15 protein-coding genes are annotated in these 15,710 nt (G+C 67.3%); 6 read left to right on the top strand and 9 right to left on the bottom strand.

Annotated features, from left to right (window positions below; genetic code table 11):
• Window positions 1–199: 199 nt before the first annotated feature.
• On the top strand, window positions 200–1,846 hold the full coding sequence (locus BMY71_RS04345; protein WP_092682449.1) for a class I adenylate-forming enzyme family protein: 1,647 nt from the start codon (window positions 200–202) through the stop codon (window positions 1,844–1,846).
• 210 nt (window positions 1,847–2,056) lie between these two features.
• Here the strand turns inward: BMY71_RS04345 and modD are convergent, their stop codons facing one another.
• A complete protein-coding gene (gene modD / locus BMY71_RS04340; protein WP_092682447.1) occupies window positions 2,057–2,908 on the bottom strand; it encodes a ModD protein in 852 nt (283 codons plus the stop codon).
• A gap of 259 nt (window positions 2,909–3,167) precedes the next feature.
• On the opposite strand from modD, the gene BMY71_RS04335 reads away from it, so the two are divergent.
• Together BMY71_RS04335 and BMY71_RS04330 are read left to right on the top strand one after the other, a co-directional pair.
• Window positions 3,168–3,755 carry a DUF2478 domain-containing protein gene (locus BMY71_RS04335; RefSeq protein WP_011501609.1) on the top strand — a complete coding sequence of 196 codons (588 nt, stop codon included), beginning with the start codon at window positions 3,168–3,170 and terminating at the stop codon, window positions 3,753–3,755.
• 16 nt (window positions 3,756–3,771) lie between these two features.
• Window positions 3,772–4,164: an ArsC/Spx/MgsR family protein gene (locus BMY71_RS04330; protein ID WP_092681992.1), complete on the top strand. Its 393-nt coding sequence runs from the start codon at window positions 3,772–3,774 to the stop codon at window positions 4,162–4,164.
• Window positions 4,165–4,186: 22 nt separating this feature from the next.
• On the opposite strand, the gene BMY71_RS04325 is transcribed toward BMY71_RS04330, so the two are convergent.
• Window positions 4,187–4,801 (bottom strand): SAM-dependent methyltransferase, encoded by a 615-nt coding sequence (locus BMY71_RS04325; protein WP_092681990.1) that lies wholly within the window; start codon window positions 4,799–4,801, stop codon window positions 4,187–4,189.
• Window positions 4,802–5,011: 210 nt separating this feature from the next.
• Between BMY71_RS04325 and BMY71_RS04320 the strand changes: the two genes are divergently transcribed.
• Window positions 5,012–6,139 carry an NAD(P)/FAD-dependent oxidoreductase gene (locus tag BMY71_RS04320; RefSeq protein WP_092681988.1) on the top strand — a complete coding sequence of 376 codons (1,128 nt, stop codon included), beginning with the start codon at window positions 5,012–5,014 and terminating at the stop codon, window positions 6,137–6,139.
• A 25-nt stretch (window positions 6,140–6,164) separates the two neighbouring features.
• On the top strand, window positions 6,165–6,533 hold the full coding sequence (locus BMY71_RS04315; RefSeq protein WP_092681986.1) for a rhodanese-like domain-containing protein: 369 nt from the start codon (window positions 6,165–6,167) through the stop codon (window positions 6,531–6,533).
• Window positions 6,534–6,546: 13 nt separating this feature from the next.
• On the opposite strand, the gene BMY71_RS04310 is transcribed toward BMY71_RS04315, so the two are convergent.
• A complete protein-coding gene (locus BMY71_RS04310; protein ID WP_011501604.1) occupies window positions 6,547–6,969 on the bottom strand; it encodes an ArsR/SmtB family transcription factor in 423 nt (140 codons plus the stop codon).
• 222 nt (window positions 6,970–7,191) lie between these two features.
• Between BMY71_RS04310 and BMY71_RS04305 the strand changes: the two genes are divergently transcribed.
• Window positions 7,192–8,049, top strand: coding sequence for an alpha/beta fold hydrolase (locus BMY71_RS04305; protein WP_092681984.1), 858 nt, complete (start codon window positions 7,192–7,194; stop codon window positions 8,047–8,049).
• A gap of 144 nt (window positions 8,050–8,193) precedes the next feature.
• Here the strand turns inward: BMY71_RS04305 and BMY71_RS04300 are convergent, their stop codons facing one another.
• Genes BMY71_RS04300 through hypF form a run of 6 tightly spaced genes read right to left on the bottom strand, consistent with a single transcriptional unit; the run spans window position 8,194 to window position 15,710 of the window.
• Window positions 8,194–9,549 carry a sensor histidine kinase gene (locus BMY71_RS04300; protein WP_092681982.1) on the bottom strand — a complete coding sequence of 452 codons (1,356 nt, stop codon included), beginning with the start codon at window positions 9,547–9,549 and terminating at the stop codon, window positions 8,194–8,196.
• Window positions 9,539–10,987 carry a sigma-54-dependent transcriptional regulator gene (locus BMY71_RS04295; protein WP_092681980.1) on the bottom strand — a complete coding sequence of 483 codons (1,449 nt, stop codon included), beginning with the start codon at window positions 10,985–10,987 and terminating at the stop codon, window positions 9,539–9,541. Before BMY71_RS04295 ends, BMY71_RS04300 begins: the two co-directional genes overlap by 11 nt.
• Before the next feature lie 40 nt (window positions 10,988–11,027).
• The gene (gene hypE, locus BMY71_RS04290; protein WP_092681978.1) at window positions 11,028–12,074 is read right to left on the bottom strand and encodes a hydrogenase expression/formation protein HypE; all 1,047 of its coding nucleotides are present in this window, start codon (window positions 12,072–12,074) and stop codon (window positions 11,028–11,030) included.
• Entirely contained in the window at window positions 12,071–13,213 is a 1,143-nt protein-coding gene (hypD, locus tag BMY71_RS04285) for a hydrogenase formation protein HypD (RefSeq protein ID WP_092681976.1), read from the bottom strand. Before hypD ends, hypE begins: the two co-directional genes overlap by 4 nt.
• Window positions 13,210–13,446, bottom strand: a complete 237-nt coding sequence (locus BMY71_RS04280; protein ID WP_041805161.1) for a HypC/HybG/HupF family hydrogenase formation chaperone — start codon at window positions 13,444–13,446, stop codon at window positions 13,210–13,212. The genes hypD and BMY71_RS04280 overlap by 4 nt, the downstream gene beginning before the upstream one ends.
• Entirely contained in the window at window positions 13,419–15,710 is a 2,292-nt protein-coding gene (gene hypF, locus BMY71_RS04275; RefSeq protein ID WP_092681974.1) for a carbamoyltransferase HypF, read from the bottom strand. The genes BMY71_RS04280 and hypF overlap by 28 nt, the downstream gene beginning before the upstream one ends.

The raw sequence follows: 15,710 nt of genomic DNA, 5'->3' as shown, positions 1-15,710 counted from the left end.
GCTGTCATACGACGCCAAGCTGACGCTGCGATGTCACAGCGGCCATGATGGACGCCGCAGCTCCTGGGTTGTCATCCGCAGGTTCGGACTGGCGGTATGCGCGCCCGCCGGGATAATCTGTCCGAGGCGCAAGCAGAGAGCCTGCGCCAGGCAGATCGCGGACGCACCGCGGCGCCATCAGGACAACGAGGAAACGCGCATGAAGTTCTGGGCCAATTCCGGAATCGGTGGACCGCTGCGCCGCGAAACCCATTATGGCGACCGGACGATGCTGTGCTTTGCCGATCGCCCGCCGACGCTGGCGGCGATGTTCGACGATCTCGTCGCGCGGTTCGGCGAACGCCCCGCGATCGTCGACGATCGCACGCTCAGCTATCGCGAGCTCGACGCGCAGATGCGCCGGATCGCGGCGTCGCTGACCGGGCTCGGCGTCGCGCGCGGCGATCGCGTCGCGCTGTTTCTCGGCAATTGCTGGGAATTTCTCGCCTGTACGCTCGCCTGCAACCGGATCGGCGCGCTGCTGGTGCCGATCGGAACGCGGCAGCGCCGCGCCGAGCTGGAATTCCTGCTGAACAACAGCGGCGCCAAGGTGCTGGTGTTCGAAGCCGACCTCGCCGATCAGATTCCGGCGCCGGCAGAGGCGCCGACGCTGCTGCATCGCTTCGCCGCGCATGGCGACGCCCCACGCGATGCGGATGGCGCGCGGCCGTTCGACGATCTGCTCGCGGCCTCGCCCGCGGACGCGCCGATCGCCGCGATGCACGAGGACGACACCGCGGTGATCCTCTACACCTCCGGCACCACCGGAAAACCCAAAGGCGCCGAGCTGACGCATCTCAGCATCCTGCACTCGGCTTACGCCTTCGCGCGCGCGCATGAACTCACCGAGCACGACCGCGGCCTTGTCGCGGTGCCGCTGTCGCACGTCACCGGTCTCGTCGGCGTGTCGTATGCGACGCTCGCGGCCGGCGGCTGCGTCGTGCTGATGCGGCAGGCCTACAAGACCGCGGATTTTCTAGCGCTCGCGAGCCGCGAGCGGATCACCTATTCGATCCTGGTGCCGGCGATCTACACGTTGGCGGCGATGCATCCGGAGTTCGAGCGCTACGATCTCTCGGCGTGGCGGATCGGCTGCTTCGGCGGCGCGCCGATGCCGGTGCCGACCATCGAGATGCTGGCGAAGCGGCTGCCGAATCTGCAATTGCGCAATGCCTATGGGGCGACCGAGACGACTTCGCCGACCACGATCATGCCGCAGGCCTGTTGGCGCGATCACATGGACAGCGTCGGGCAGGTGGTCCCCTACGCGCAGGTGCGCGTGATCGACGCCGACGACAACGAGGCCGCGCCCGGCGAGCCCGGTGAGTTGCTGATCGCAGGCCCGATGGTGGTGCCGCGCTATTGGCAGCGGCCGGACGCCAACGCCAAGGAATTCGTGAATGGGTTCTGGCGCAGCGGCGATATCGGGTCGATCGATGCCGAGGGCTTCGTCCGCGTGTTCGACCGCAAGAAGGACATGATCAACCGCGGCGGTTTCAAGATCTTCTCGGCCGAGGTCGAGAACGTGATCTGCGGCATCGAGGGCGTGCTGGAGACCGCGATCATCGGCACGCCCGATCCGGTGCTCGGCGAACGCGTCAACGCCATAGTGGTGACCAGCCAGAAGACCACGCTGACCGATCGCGACATCGCCGCGTATTGCGCGGCGCGGATGTCGGACTACAAAGTGCCGGAAAGCATCATCATCCGCTCGGAACCCCTGCCGCGCAACGCCAACGGCAAGATTCAGAAGACCGTGCTGCGCGAGACGATTGCGGAGCGGGCGGCGAGCTACCATCCAGCGTGAATCTTATCAGCAGGCTTGTTGCGCAATGAAGTCGCCGCCGGCCGCTGCGCAACCTCTCCCGCTTGCGGGGGAGGTCGACGCGCGGAGCGCGGCGGGTGGGGGAAAGGCTCTCCGCGAATCGGAGCGTCAGTGCTCGGCTCGCCCTCGCCCCAACCCTCTCCCGCAAGCGGGAGAGGGAGCAGGCCGTGCCCGGCGCAGCTTGTCCCTCAATTAGTTAGTTTGTTGTTCCCGCCTGATCTTCACCTGCACATCGCGCGGCTTCGCCATGTAGGGCGACGACGTCACCAGCACCTGCGCGCCGGCCTGCGCATAAGCCGCGGCATTGCTCGCATTGACGCCGCCGGCGGCCGCGATCACCGGGCGGTGCGGACCCGTTGCGAGCCGCTGCGCCAGCGTCGCGACATCGGCGGGCGCGAATTTTTCGAGCTGCACGACGTCGAAGCCGGCTTCGGCGGCCGCCAGCGCCGCCTCGATCGACGATACTTCGGTCACCAGCTTCTTCTCCGGCGCGGCGCGGCGCAACCGCTCGACCGTCGTCGCCAGCGGCTCGTCGAGAAAGCCGCGATGCTCGGCGAACACCAGAATGGTTTCCGACAGGCCGAGCCGATGCATCACCGCGCCGCCGGACTTCACTGCGGCGACCGCGAAGCGCTTGGTACCGGGCGTGTTCTTGCGGGTGCACGCCACCGCGATGTGCGGCGACACCGCGCGCGCGGCGTCGACGATCTCGCGCGTCGCGGTCGCAACCCCGGACCAGATCTCGATCAGCGTCTGCGCCACCTTCCAGCCGCGCAGCAGGCCCGCCGCCCCGCCCCGCGCTGTGAGGATCGGCGCACCCGGCGCGAGCCGGCTTCCCGACATCGCCATCCGTTCGACCTCGCATCCGCATAGTCCGAGGATCGCCGCCGCGTCGTCGACCAGCGCCAGAACCATCGGGTCGCGCGCCGTGAACTCCATCACGCCGGCCTGCCCGCCGATGCCGAGCGCCTCGGTGGTCAGATCGCCATGCGGGACGTCATCATCGAGCAGACGCTCCAGTTCGGTGGTGGTCGCAGCAGGCATCCGGACGTCCTTCAGGATTGGCATTCTTCAGGCTTGGCATTTGGCGGAAGGTCCCGAACCGGGAACATCCCTGGAAGCCATCGTTATGTCCACGACTATACAACGCTGTCGGGTTTACAACTGCGGTACCTTGACGCCGCCAGCGGAATAAAACGCGACGAATCAATGTCCTCGCTCATCGCGCGGCCGGCGGCAGGGTCGGCACGAGGATTGCTGAGCTGCTATCAGGCGCCGAACCGCCGATCGAAGGATGCAGGCCATGACACAAACCAATGCCGAGGCAGACGCCCCCCGCATCGCCGCGATCCTGTATCGCGCCGATGACGACGTCGACAGCCTGCTCGCGGATTTCGCCGTCGCGCGGCTGCGCGCCGGCGACCGGCTCGGCGGCATCGTGCAGCGAAACATCAAGGACGCCTCCGGGCGCAGGATCGACATGCAGTTGATCGACCTGATGACCGGGCAGGCGATCGGCATTTCGCAGACGCTCGGTGGCAGCGCGGGGTCGTGCAAGCTCGACGCCGCCGGGCTGGCGGAGTCGGCGCAAGCGGTGACCCGCGCCATCGCCGGCGGCGTCGCGCTCGTCGTCATCAACAAATTCTCCAAGCAGGAAGCAACCGGCAGAGGGCTGCGCAGCGAGTTCGCCGACACGATCGTCGCCGGCCGTCCGCTGCTCACCGCGGTCCCCGAGAAATGCGCCGAGGCATGGCGCGACTTCATCGGCGATCAGGCCACGGAGCTGCCCTGCACGCGCGACGCGGTCGAGGCATGGTGGCGCGACGCCGCGGCCCACGAGAGCGACCCGCGCGCGAATGAGCGCGAACACCGGCCGGCGACAATCGGCTGACGGCGAAGGAGCGGTGATGGCGAAGGTGGTTTTCTACGAGAAGCCCGGCTGCGTCGGCAATGCACGGCAGAAGGCGCTGCTGATCGCATCCGGCCACGAACTCGAAGTCCGCAATCTGCTGAGCGAGACCTGGACGCCTGAGACGCTGCGGCCGTTCTTCGGCAGCAAGCCGATTCCCGAATGGTTCAACGCGTCGTCGCCGAAGGTGAAAGCCGGCGCGATCGATCTTGCCGCCCTCACGGAGAATTCGGCCCTGGCGATGATGATCGAAGATCCGCTCCTGATCCGCCGACCGCTGATGCAGGCCGGCGATCGCCGCGAATCCGGCTTCGATCAGACGCTCGTCGATGCCTGGATCGGCCTGCGCCCAACCGAGGCGCCCATCACCGATCGCTGCGCGATGGAGTAGTTCGCCATTCCGCGATCAACCTCTATCGCGGCTTCCAGCCGATCAAATCGATCAGCGCCGACATCCCGACATGGCCGCTGCCTTCGGCGATCTCGCTGTCGTGCTCGCGGATGCTGAGATTGTCGAAATCGCCGAACGCGGCTTCGAGCGTTTCATGGGTGTAGAGATTGTCGGCACGGCTCGGGCCGCCGGTCTTGTAGAACAGTTGCTTCGGCCGGTAACCCTCGATCAGCAGCAGCCCGCCCGGCTTCAAGGCGTCGCGGATCGCCTGGAAGATCCGCGGGCGCTGCTCGGCTTCGACGAACTGGAAGAATATCCCGGCGATCATATCGAAGTCGCCCGGCCAGTCCCACGTCAGAAGATCGGCGGTCTGCGTCTCGATCGTGACGCCGCGTGCGGCGGCGAGCCGCTGCGCCTTGTCCTGCGCGGCCGGCGAAAAATCCACCGACAGCACCGACAAGCCGCATTCGGCCAGAAACACGCCGTTGCGTCCCTCGCCATCGGCGATCGACAGCGCCCGCCCCTGTTTCGGCAGCAGATCGCGGCACGACGCCAGAAACGCGTTCGGCGCGGTGCCGAACACATAGTCCTCGACCGCGAACCGGCCTTCCCAGCGGTTGAATTCGTTCGATGCCATCACGTCCCGACTTTCCCTGCGCAAGCGCAGCACTATGCCGCCCTGCGCGCGCCACGAGCTTGGCCGCGCCAGAGGTTCGGCGCAATCCCCGATCCGTCGATGACAGCGATCGGACGCCGCCGCGGTGACATCGTCACAGACGCTCGTGCGCCGCCGTGCGAGCGGGGGGCGCAGAGGCGGAAACCGCCGACGCCGACAGGAACGCCAGCGATGACCAACATCACCATCATCGGATCGGGCTTCGCCGCGCTCACCGCCGCCCGCGCGCTGCGCAAGCGCAAGGTCGATGCGACCATCACCATGATCTCGCCGCGGCGCGAGCTGCATTTCCTGCCGAGCACGATCTGGATTCCGGCCGGCATCCGCAGCGGCGCGCGGCTGAAAGTGCAGCTGGCGCACTTCTTCGCCAAGCACCGGATCGACTTCGTCGAGGCCTCGGTGACCGGACTGAAACACGGCGGCCGCGTCGTCGAGACCGATCATGGCGACGTTTCGAACGATCATCTGATTATCGCCTGCGGTGCCCGCTTCATCCGCAAGCTGCCGGGCATCGAACACGCGCTGATCCCGTGCGAGGGGATCGCGGTCGGCGAGGAGATCGGCCGACGGCTCGACGCGATGAAGGGCGGCACCATCGCGGTCGGGTTTTCCACCAATCCGGAGGAGCCCGGCGCGATGCGCGGCGGGCCGATGTTCGAATTCCTGTTCATCATCGATACGCTGCTGCGCCAGCGCGGCAAACGGCCGGGCTTCCAGATCGTGTTCTTCAGCCCGTCGCCGCGGCCCGGCGCGCGGCTCGGCCAACGCGCGGTCGACGGCCTGCTGCAGGAGATGAAGGATCGCGGCATCGTCACGCAGCTCGGCCGCAAGATCCTGCGCATCGAGGAGCGCAAGGTGGTGCTGGAAGGCGGCGAGATCGACGCGGATCTGATCCTGTTCATGCCGGGCCTGACCGGCCCGGCATGGCTCGCGAACACCGAACTGCCGCTGTCGCCGGGCGGGATGATCAAGGCCGACGAATGCTGCCGGGTCGAAGGCCTGCCCAATGTCTGGGTCGCCGGCGATGCCGGATCGTTTCCGGGGCCGGACTGGATGCCGAAGCAGGCGCATCAGGCCGATCTGCAGGCACTGGCGGTGGCGGCGAACATTGCTGCGGTCGAGACCGGCGCCGAACCGTCCACGCGGTTCAAGCCGGAGCTGGTGTGCATCGTCGACACGCTGGATTCCGGGATGCTGGTGTTCCGAAATGAAAAGTTCAATTTCGTCGGGCCGAAGATGAAGCTGTTTCACTGGTTGAAGCGGCTGTTCGAACGGCACTATCTGACGACGTTCCGATGATGCAGCCTACCGGGGAGCCGACGACATGGGTGTGAAGACGATATCGCCAATCGAGGCGCAGCGGATGCTGGGCGACGGCGCGGTGCTGGTCGATATCCGGGAGCAAGGTGAAATCGCGCGCGAGCAGATCGACGGCGCGATCGCGATGCCGCTCTCCAGCTTCAAGCAGGGCGACCTGAGCAACGCGCGCGGCCGCAAGGCGATCTTCTTCTGCCATTCCGGTGGCCGGACGCGGATGTATGCCGGCCAGATCGCCGCCAAGGCGAACGGTGTCTGCGAGCCCTATGTGCTCGGCGGCGGCATTCTGGCGTGGCGCAAAGCCGGCTTCGACACCGTGAAGGGGCCGCAGCCGCCGAGCCTGTTGAAGCGGTTGTTCGGCGGCAAAGCGGACTGATCGTTGCCGCGAGCTACCGCCGCGCCGCCGTCTTCTTTGCCACCCTCGATGTCGCCGGCCGCAGCGCCGTCACCTTGGCTTTTCCGCGCGGCTTGGCGCAGAAGATCGCGTGCAGTGCGAGAATGATACTGCGGACTTCCTCGCTGGCGAGCGAATAGAACACCTGCTGGCCGTCGCGGCGAGGCTGCACCAGCCGTTCGCTGCGCAGCCGCGCGAGTTGCTGCGACACCGTCGGCTGCCGTTCGTCGAGCAGCACCGCCAGTTCGGAGACCGACTTCTCGCCCTCGGCGAGCTGACACAACATCACCAGCCGCGACACGTTCGACAGCGTCTTGAGGAATTCGCTGGCGACCAGCGCGTGCTTGCGCAAGTCGCTGGTATCGACGCGCGCCAGCCCATCAGTCGATGGTTTCCGGGCTCGCTTGGGCACGGACATCAGATTGCCTCTTGTACGATAGGGGGCGACCAGAAAACCTTCAGGGAAGTCGAGCCCGGGAGACCCCTTGGAAAATGGGCGGGAGCAGGATAATCGAACGATCAAATCCGTTGTTGCAACACAATATCAACTGAGCAAGCCTGTTGTTGCGGCACCATGGCGCATCAACATGCGCCAATGTTCTTCGGAATCGGCCGATCGGCCCCGCACGCGCGAGCATACATGCAAAATCCGGAAAGTCGCTTTTATCGATCGCACGGGCTGCGGCTTCATTACGCCGACTGGGGCAATGACACCGCGCCGCCATTGCTGCTGATCCATGGCGGCGCCGATCATGGCCGGAGCTGGGACCATCTCGCGCGATCGCTGCGGCCGGACTTCCACGTCGTCGCGCCCGATCTGCGCGGCCACGGCGATTCCGACTGGACGCTCGGCGGCAGCTACAGCCTGCCGGAATATATTTACGACCTGACCCGTCTGCCGGCGTTCGAGGGCCGCGGGCCGATCACCGTGATCGGCCATTCGATGGGCGGCATGGTCGGGCTGATCTATGCCGGCACGTTCCCGGAGAAGGTCGCCAGGCTGGTCGTGCTCGACGGCGTCACGGTGCTGCCGAATGCGCCGAAGCCGCCGGCGCACGAACGCACGCGCAAATGGATCGGCCAGCTCGACGCGCTGGAGCAACGCGAGCCGCGCCGCTATCGCGACATCGAGGAGGCGGCGGCGCAGATGCAGGCGCATAACAAGCGGCTGACGCCGGAGCTCGCGCTGCATCTCGCCACCTATGGCGTGAAGCAGAACGAGGACGGCAGTTACTCCTGGAAGTTCGATCCGTATCAGCGGGTGATGGCGCCGCACCGGCTGTGGCCGGACGATCACGTCACGCTGTGGGCGCGGATCGCCTGCCCGACGCTGCTGCTGTTCGCCGGCGAGAGCTTCCTCGGCGATGCGGCCAGCGCCGGCATCGCCGATCACTTCCAGCAGGCGCGCGTCGAGACCGTCGCCGACGCCGGCCACTGGCTGCAGCACGACAGACCGGACGAAGTGTTGCGACTGATCCGGGAATTTCTGCTAGGGTGAGCGGCGGAATGTGCGCAGTGCCTGATCGTACACGCCTCTCCCGCTCAGCTCTCCACAACGCGACTCACCACACGCGAAACGTCATCTTGAGGTGACCGTCGCGCCGCGCTCTGCGCGGCCACCACAGCAGTAACATCAGCCCCCTCACGGCGCGGCCAATGTCAGCGTGAACAGCGCACCGCCGCCGGGACGGTTACTTGCGGCGAGCGTGCCGCCGTGCTCGCGGGCGATGCCGTAGCTGATCCATAGGCCGAGACCGGTGCCCTCGCCGACCGGCTTGGTGGTGAAGAACGGCTCGAAGATCTTGTCGATCAACCCGTCCGCCAGACCCGGGCCGTTGTCGGCGACCGCGATCACCACGTCGCTGCCCTGCCGCCGCGCAGAGATTTCGATCCGCGGCTCGGACTGGCCGCGCACCGCATCGATCGCGTTGTCGACCAGGTTCACGACGATCTGGTGGAACTGGCCCTCATTGCCGATGATCGCGACATCCGCCGCCATGTCGAACGTGAGTTCGACATGGCCCGGCTTGGCGCGCGCTGCCCAGCGCGCCGCGGTGCGCACCACGCGATCGACGTCGACGCGCTGGATCTCGCCGCTTTTCGGGAAGCTCAGCCGGCGCAGATTCTTGACCACGTCGGAGACGCGCATCGCGCCCTCCAGCGTGCCCTCGATCAGCGACGCGTAGTCGGCGAGCAGTGCGTCGATCTTCAGCTCACGCCGCAGCGCCTCGACCTCGGCCGGATCGGCGCCGCAATGAATCGCCTGCAGATAGGCGGCCATCCGCTCGCGATAGCGCTGCAGCGTGTGGATGTTGCCGTAGATGAAGCTGATCGGATTGTTGAGTTCGTGGGCGACGCCGGCGACGAGACGGCCGAGACTCGCCATCTTCTCCTGCTCGACAAGCTGGCGCTGCGCCCGCTGCAACTCGCTATGCGCGGTGTGCAGCGCCTCATAGGCGCGGCGCAGCTCGCCGATCGGCCGGCCGGTCAGCACGGTGCCGACGCGGCGCGCGGCCTGATCAGCCCGCGTCGCGCCATTGATGGCGTAGAGATCCGACAGGCCGCGCGCGGTGACGAAGCGTACTTCCAGCGCGATCAGATCCGAGGGCGAATGCGCGCGTAGCAGATCCTCGATCCGCGCCCGATCGGCGGGATCGACCAGTTCGCCGAGCGGATGCTCGACCAGAGCATCGGCGGACGCACCGAGCAGCCGCATGGCAGCCGGATTGACCTGCAGGATGATTCCATTGCGATCGCAGACGATCAGGATGTCGGAGACCGACTCGATGACGCTGGAGATGAAGGCCTGCGCCTCCTCCAGCGCGGTGTTCTTCTCTTCGAGGTCGGTCTCGTAGCGCAGCAGGTCGGCATAGACCTCGTCCATCTTGCGGATCACTTCGATCCACGCGGCCTCCTGGTCGCCCTCGAACGGCGACGGCAGCGGCGAGCCGACGCGGTCGATCAGGCTCTCGCCGCGGTCTCCGCGATCAGACCTCATCGCTGAGGCCCTTACGCAGATCATAGCGGCCGAGCTTGTTGCGCAGGCCGACTCGCGACAGGCCGAGTTCGCCCGCGACCCGGCTGATATTGCCGCCATGGCGATCCAGCGCCTCGACGATCATGTGCCGCTCCAGCGCCTCGATGTTGGTTTTCAGCGATGCGCTGCTGTGATGCGCCGACTGCAGCTGGATCGGCTCGCCGCCCTGCCGGATCCGCGCCGACAGATCGGCCTCTTGCAGCCAGCCGTCGTCGGTCAGCACCACCATACGCTGGATCTCGTTCTGCAGCTCGCGGACATTGCCCGGCCAATCATAGCGCCGCATCCGGGCCAGCGCTCCCGGCGAGATGCCCTCGATGGGGCGGCCGTAGGATTTCGTGACATCGGCGAGCACCTTGGCGGCAATCAATGGCACGTCCATCGGCCGTTCGCGCAGCGGCGGCATGTGCAGCGGGAACGCCGCCAGCCGATAGAACAGATCGCGCCGGAATCGGCCGGCGCGAACTTCGGCCTCGAGGTCGCGATTGGTGGCGGCGACGATTCGGACGTCGACCTTGCGCACGCGCCGCGCCCCGAGCGGGCGGATCTCGCTCTCCTGCAAGACCCGCAGCAGCTTGACCTGAAACGCCGGCGAGGTCTCGCCGATCTCGTCGAGGAAGATCGTGCCGCCGTCGGCGACCTCGAACAGCCCGACGCGATCCTGATAGGCGCCGGTGAACGCGCCCTTCTTGCAGCCGAACAATTCGCTCTCCAGCAACTCGTCCGGCAGCGCGCCGCAATTCTCGACCACGAACGCCTTGCCCGAGCGCGCCGAGCCGTAGTGGATCGCCCGGGCAAGCAGCTCCTTGCCGGTGCCGGACTCGCCGGTGATCAGCACCGAAATATCGAACTCGGCGGCGCGCTTGCCGAGCGCGATCACGTCGCCCAGGGGGCTATCCGGCGCGTGCACGATGCGGTCGAAATCGTACAGCTTGCGCGCCACGCCGCGCTTCTCGGTGACGACGCGCTGCACCCGCTCCGGCGTCAGCTTGACGTCGATGCTGGCGGTCTCGGTTTCCTTCTGCAGCCGGAACAGTTCCACCGCGCCGCGCACGGTGGCGAGCAATTTGTCCGGGTGCCACGGCTTGGCGATGTACTGATAGATCCCGGCCTCATTGATGCCGGCGATAATGTCTTCGCTGTCCGAATAGCCGGAGATGATCATCCGCACCGGATCGGGCCAGGTCTCACGGACGTGCTTGAGAAAATCGACCCCGGTCTCGTATTGCATGCGTTGATCGCACAGGATGGCGTGGACGATCTCGCTTTCCAGCACACGGCGCGCCTCAGTGGCGTCACGCGCGCAGATCACTTCGAATTCGTCACTCAGCACGCGCTGCAGCGATTCGAGCGAGCGGATCTCGTCGTCGACCACCAGGACTGTCGCTTGTCCACTCATCGCTGTTGTTCCATCACGCAACGATCCGGCAAGAATCCATTCAACAAATTCGCGGCAATTGCTCGCCCGACAGCCAGTCGACGATCCGCCCGCCGCCGAATGACGTGGTCATCTGCACGAAGTGATGATCGTCGGCGATCACCTCGCCGATGATCGCGGCATCACGCCCGAGCGGATGCGCGCGCATCGCCGCGAGGACGGTGTCCGCCGCCTCGGATGCGACGATGGCGATCAGCTTGCCTTCATTGGCGACGTAAAGCGGATCGAGCCCGAGCAGCTCGCAGGCCGCCGCGACCTCGGGCCGGATCGGCACCGCGTCCTCGTCGAGCCGGAAGCCGACCGCCGATTGCTGCGCCAATTCGTTCAACGTCGCCGCGAGCCCGCCGCGGGTCGGATCGCGCATCACCCGCAGCGCCTGCGGCGCGGCGGCGACCATCGCGGCGACCAGTTCATGCAATGCGGCGGAATCCGACACGATCGACGTCTCGAAGGCGAGGTTCTGCCGCTGCGACATCACCGCGACGCCGTGGTCGCCGATGAAGCCGGAGAGAAGGACTTTGTCGCCGGGCCGCGCCAGTTCGGACGACAGCACCAGCTCTGCCGGCGCGACGCCGACGCCCGTGGTGGTGATGAACACGCCGTCGGCCTTGCCGCGTTCGACCACCTTGGTGTCGCCGGTGACGATCGGCACGCCGGCCTCGCGCGACGCCGCGCCCATGCTGTCGGCGATGCGCTTCAGATCGGCGAGCGGGAACCCCTCCTCGATGATGAAGCCGGCGGACAGATACAGCGGCCTGGCGCCGGCCATCGCGACGTCGTTGATGGTGCCGTGCACCGCCAGCGAGCCGATGTCGCCGCCGGGAAAGAACAGCGGCGACACCACATAGCCGTCGGTGGTCATCACCATCCGTCCGCCGACGACATCGAACGCCGCCTGATCGTTGCCGCGGCGCAGCAGATCGTTGTCGAACGCCTCATGGAAGATTTCGCCGATCAGATGCGCCATCGCGCGGCCGCCGGCGCCGTGCGACAGGTCGACCCGGCCGTTCTTGACATCGAGCTTGCGCCTGCGGGTGCGGTCGCTCATGCCACCGCCCTCCGCGCATGGTCGCGGAAACGGCCATAGGTCCAGTGCGCCGCGCAGGCGCCTTCCGATGACACCATGCACGAGCCCATCGGCGTCTCCGGCGTGCACAGCGTGCCGAACAGCTTGCAATCGGTCGGCCGATTGATGCCGCGCAGGATGGCGCCGCATTCGCACGCCGGATTGTCGGCGGCGGAGATTTCCGGCATTGCGAAGCGACGCTCGGCGTCGAACCCCGCATAGGCCTCGCGCAGCCGCAGCCCGCTCGCCGGCACCGCGCCGAAGCCGCGCCATTCGAAACTCTCGCGCAGTTCGAACACCTCGGCGACCTCCGCCTGCGCGATCCGGTTGCCCTGCGGCGACACCGCGCGGATGTACTGGTTCTCGACCGCGTGGCGTCCGTCATTGACCTGCCGGATCAGCATCAGGATCGCCTGCATCACGTCGAGCGGCTCGAAACCCGCGACCACCACCGGCTTTGCAAAGTCGCGCGCGAATTCGGCGAAGGCGTCGGAGCCGATCACGGCGCTGACATGGGCCGGGCCGATGAAGCCGTCGAGCTTCGGCACTTCCACTCCGTCGAGATCGGGATGTTCGAGGATGCCGCGGATCGCCGGCGGCGTCAGCACGTGGTTGCAGAACACGGTGAAATTGGTCAGCCGCTTCAAAACCGCGAGTTTGATTGCCAGCGCGGTCGGCGGCGTGGTGGTCTCGAAGCCGATCGCGAAGAACACCACCTGGCGCTCCGGCTCGGCTTCCGCGATCGCGATCGCATCGAGCGTCGAATACACCATGCGGATGTCGGCGCCGGCGGCCTTGGCGCGCAGCAGCGACGCGCCGTGCGAGCCAGGCACCCGCATCAGATCGCCATAAGTACACAGCGTCACCTCGGGCCGCTGCGCAAGGCGGATCGCCATGTCGATGCGGCCGATCGGCAGCACGCAGACCGGACAGCCCGGCCCGTGCACCATGCGGACGTTGCCGGGGAGCAGATCCTCCAGCCCGTAGCGCGAGATCGCATGGGTATGGCCGCCGCAGAACTCCATGAAGTGATACAGCCGCGCCGGATCGGCCGCCGCCGCGATCGCCGCGGCAATACTGCGGGCAATCTTGCCGTCGCGATACTCATCCATGTATTTCATGGCGCGACCTCCGTCGCGATCTGGCCCATCTCGGCAAGCAGCGCCAGCGTGCGCTGCGCCTCCTCGGGATCGATCCGCGTCAGCGCGAAACCGACATGGACGATGACGTAGTCGCCGACCGTGATCGGCGCGACCAGCGCGACCGAGACGACCTTGATGACGCCGTCGAGCGACACCCGCGCCATCTGGTCGGGCAACAGCTCGATCACTTCAGCGGGAATGGCGAGGCACATGGGCGCTCCTCCTCTGTGTCGTTCACGATCGCCTGTCCGGCTATCCAGGCCTGGCCGAGGCTGAGGCCGCCGTCATTCGGCGGCAATTGCCGCGCCGGCAGCGGCGTCAGCCCGCACGCGCGCAACCGCGCTGCGAGATCGGCGCTGAGAACGCGGTTGAGGAAGCAACCACCGCCGAGCGCGATCGTGGTGAGGCCGGTTCGCGCCGACGCTTGTGCGATCCAATCCGCCAGCGCCGCCGCCAGCGTGCCATGGAACAGTTCGGCGCCGGCGACAGGAGCGAGGCCGGGCGTCGCGAGGTAGCGCAGCAGCGGCGATAGATCGAGCGCATCCCGTTCGATGCGCCAGCCATCGGTCAGCACACGCGGCGTTTGCACCAGCGCCTCGAGCTGCATCGCGGCCTGGCCTTCGTAGGCCTGAACCGAACAAACGCCGAGCAATCCGGCGGCGGCGTCGAACAGCCGCCCGGCGCTGGTGGTGACGGCGCAGCCATGATTGGCCAGCATCGCGGCCAGCGCCGGCGCGCGCGACTGATCGGGAAAACGCGCGGTGATCGTCTCGCTTTGTCCGATCGCGGCCAGCGCCGCCGCCGCCATCCGCCACGGCTCACGCGCGGCGGCGTCGCCGCCCGGCAGCGCCAGCGCCGCGAGATGGCCGAGCCGGGTGACGTGCGCGCCGTCGACGCGCAGTAACTCGCCGCCCCAATTGCCACCGTCGCTGCCCTGGCCGTGACCGTCGAGCACGAGGCCGAGCAGCGGCGCATCGACGCCGTGCTCGGCCGCGATCGATCCGACATGGGCGTGATGATGCTGCACGGCGATCAGCCGCAGGCCGAGGCTTTCGGCAAAGCGGGTCGAGGCGAAGTCGGCGTGTAGATCATGCGCCACCGCGACCGGCGCGACGCCGACCAGCCGGGTCAGATGCGCGATCGTCTGTTCGAAGAAACGCACGGTGTCGGCGGTGGCGAGATCGCCGACATGCTGCGACACGAACGCCTCGCGGCCGCGCGTCAACGTGATCGTATTTTTCAAGTAACCGCCGACGGCCAGCACCGGCGGGATTTCGCGCGGCAGCCGGATCGGCCGTGGCGCGAAGCCGCGGGCGCGGCGGATCAACGCCGGCCCGCCGTCGCTGATCGCCATCACGCTGTCGTCGGCGCGCACCACGATGTCCCGATCGTGGCTGACGATCAGGTCGGCGATGCCACCGAGCTTGCGTTCCGCATCGTCGATCACGATCGGATCGCCGCCGCAATTCGCGCTGGTCGCGACCAGCACGAGGTCCACCGGCGCGCGCTGCCAGCCACGGCCCTGCGGCGAGCCGACTGCAGCGTGGAACAGCAGATGATGCAACGGCGTGTAGGGCAGCATCACGCCGACATGGCGCAGGCCCGGCGCCACCGACGGCGCCAGCGCGCCGCGATCTTGCATCAGCACGATCGGCCGCTCGACCGAACGCAGCAGCGCCCGCTCGGCTGCGTCGGCGGCGACGACGCGATCGAGCGAGGCCTCGGACGCGACCATCACCGCGAACGGCTTGGCGTCGCGGCGCTTGCGCCGGCGCAGCTCGGCGACCGATGCTTCGTTGGCCGCATCGCACAGCAGATGATAACCGCCGAGGCTCTTCAGCGCGACGATGCCGCCGGCCCGCAATCGCTCGAATATCTCGCCGATCGGATGGTCGAGCCGCGGCCCGCAGGCCGGGCAGGCGATCGGCTCGGCGTGGAAGCGGCGATCGCGCGGGTCTCGATAGTCGCGGCGGCAATCCGCGCACAGCGCAAAGCCGGCCATCGCGGTGTTGGCGCGATCATACGGCAGGCGATGCGTCAGCGTGTAGCGCGGGCCGCAATGCGTGCAATTGACGAACGGATAGAGATGGAAGCGGCTCGCCGGATCGAACAGATCGTCGAGGCACGCCTCGCAGGTCGCGGCATCGGCGCCGATCCGCGTCGTGACGCGGCCTGCGCGGCTCTCGGCGATGTCGAAGCCACGCTCGCCGTGCGCGCGCAGTTGTTCGGTCTCGATCGAATCGACCCGCGCCAGCGGCGGCGCCTCGCAGCGCAGCGCGGCGAGAAATTCCGCAATCGAGCCGCCCTCGACCTCGATCAGCACGCCCTCGGCATCGTTGGCGACGAAGCCGCCGAGCGCATAGCGCTGCGCCAGCCCGTAGACGAACGGCCGGAAGCCCACGCCCTGGACCGCGCCGCGCACCCGCACCCGGGCGCGACCGACGTTGTTTGCGGCGCTGGCGCGAGCAAGCTCCAT

Source organism: Rhodopseudomonas pseudopalustris (assembly GCF_900110435.1).
Lineage (GTDB): Bacteria > Pseudomonadota > Alphaproteobacteria > Rhizobiales > Xanthobacteraceae > Rhodopseudomonas > Rhodopseudomonas pseudopalustris.
This window is presented reverse-complemented; position numbering and strand designations above follow the sequence as displayed.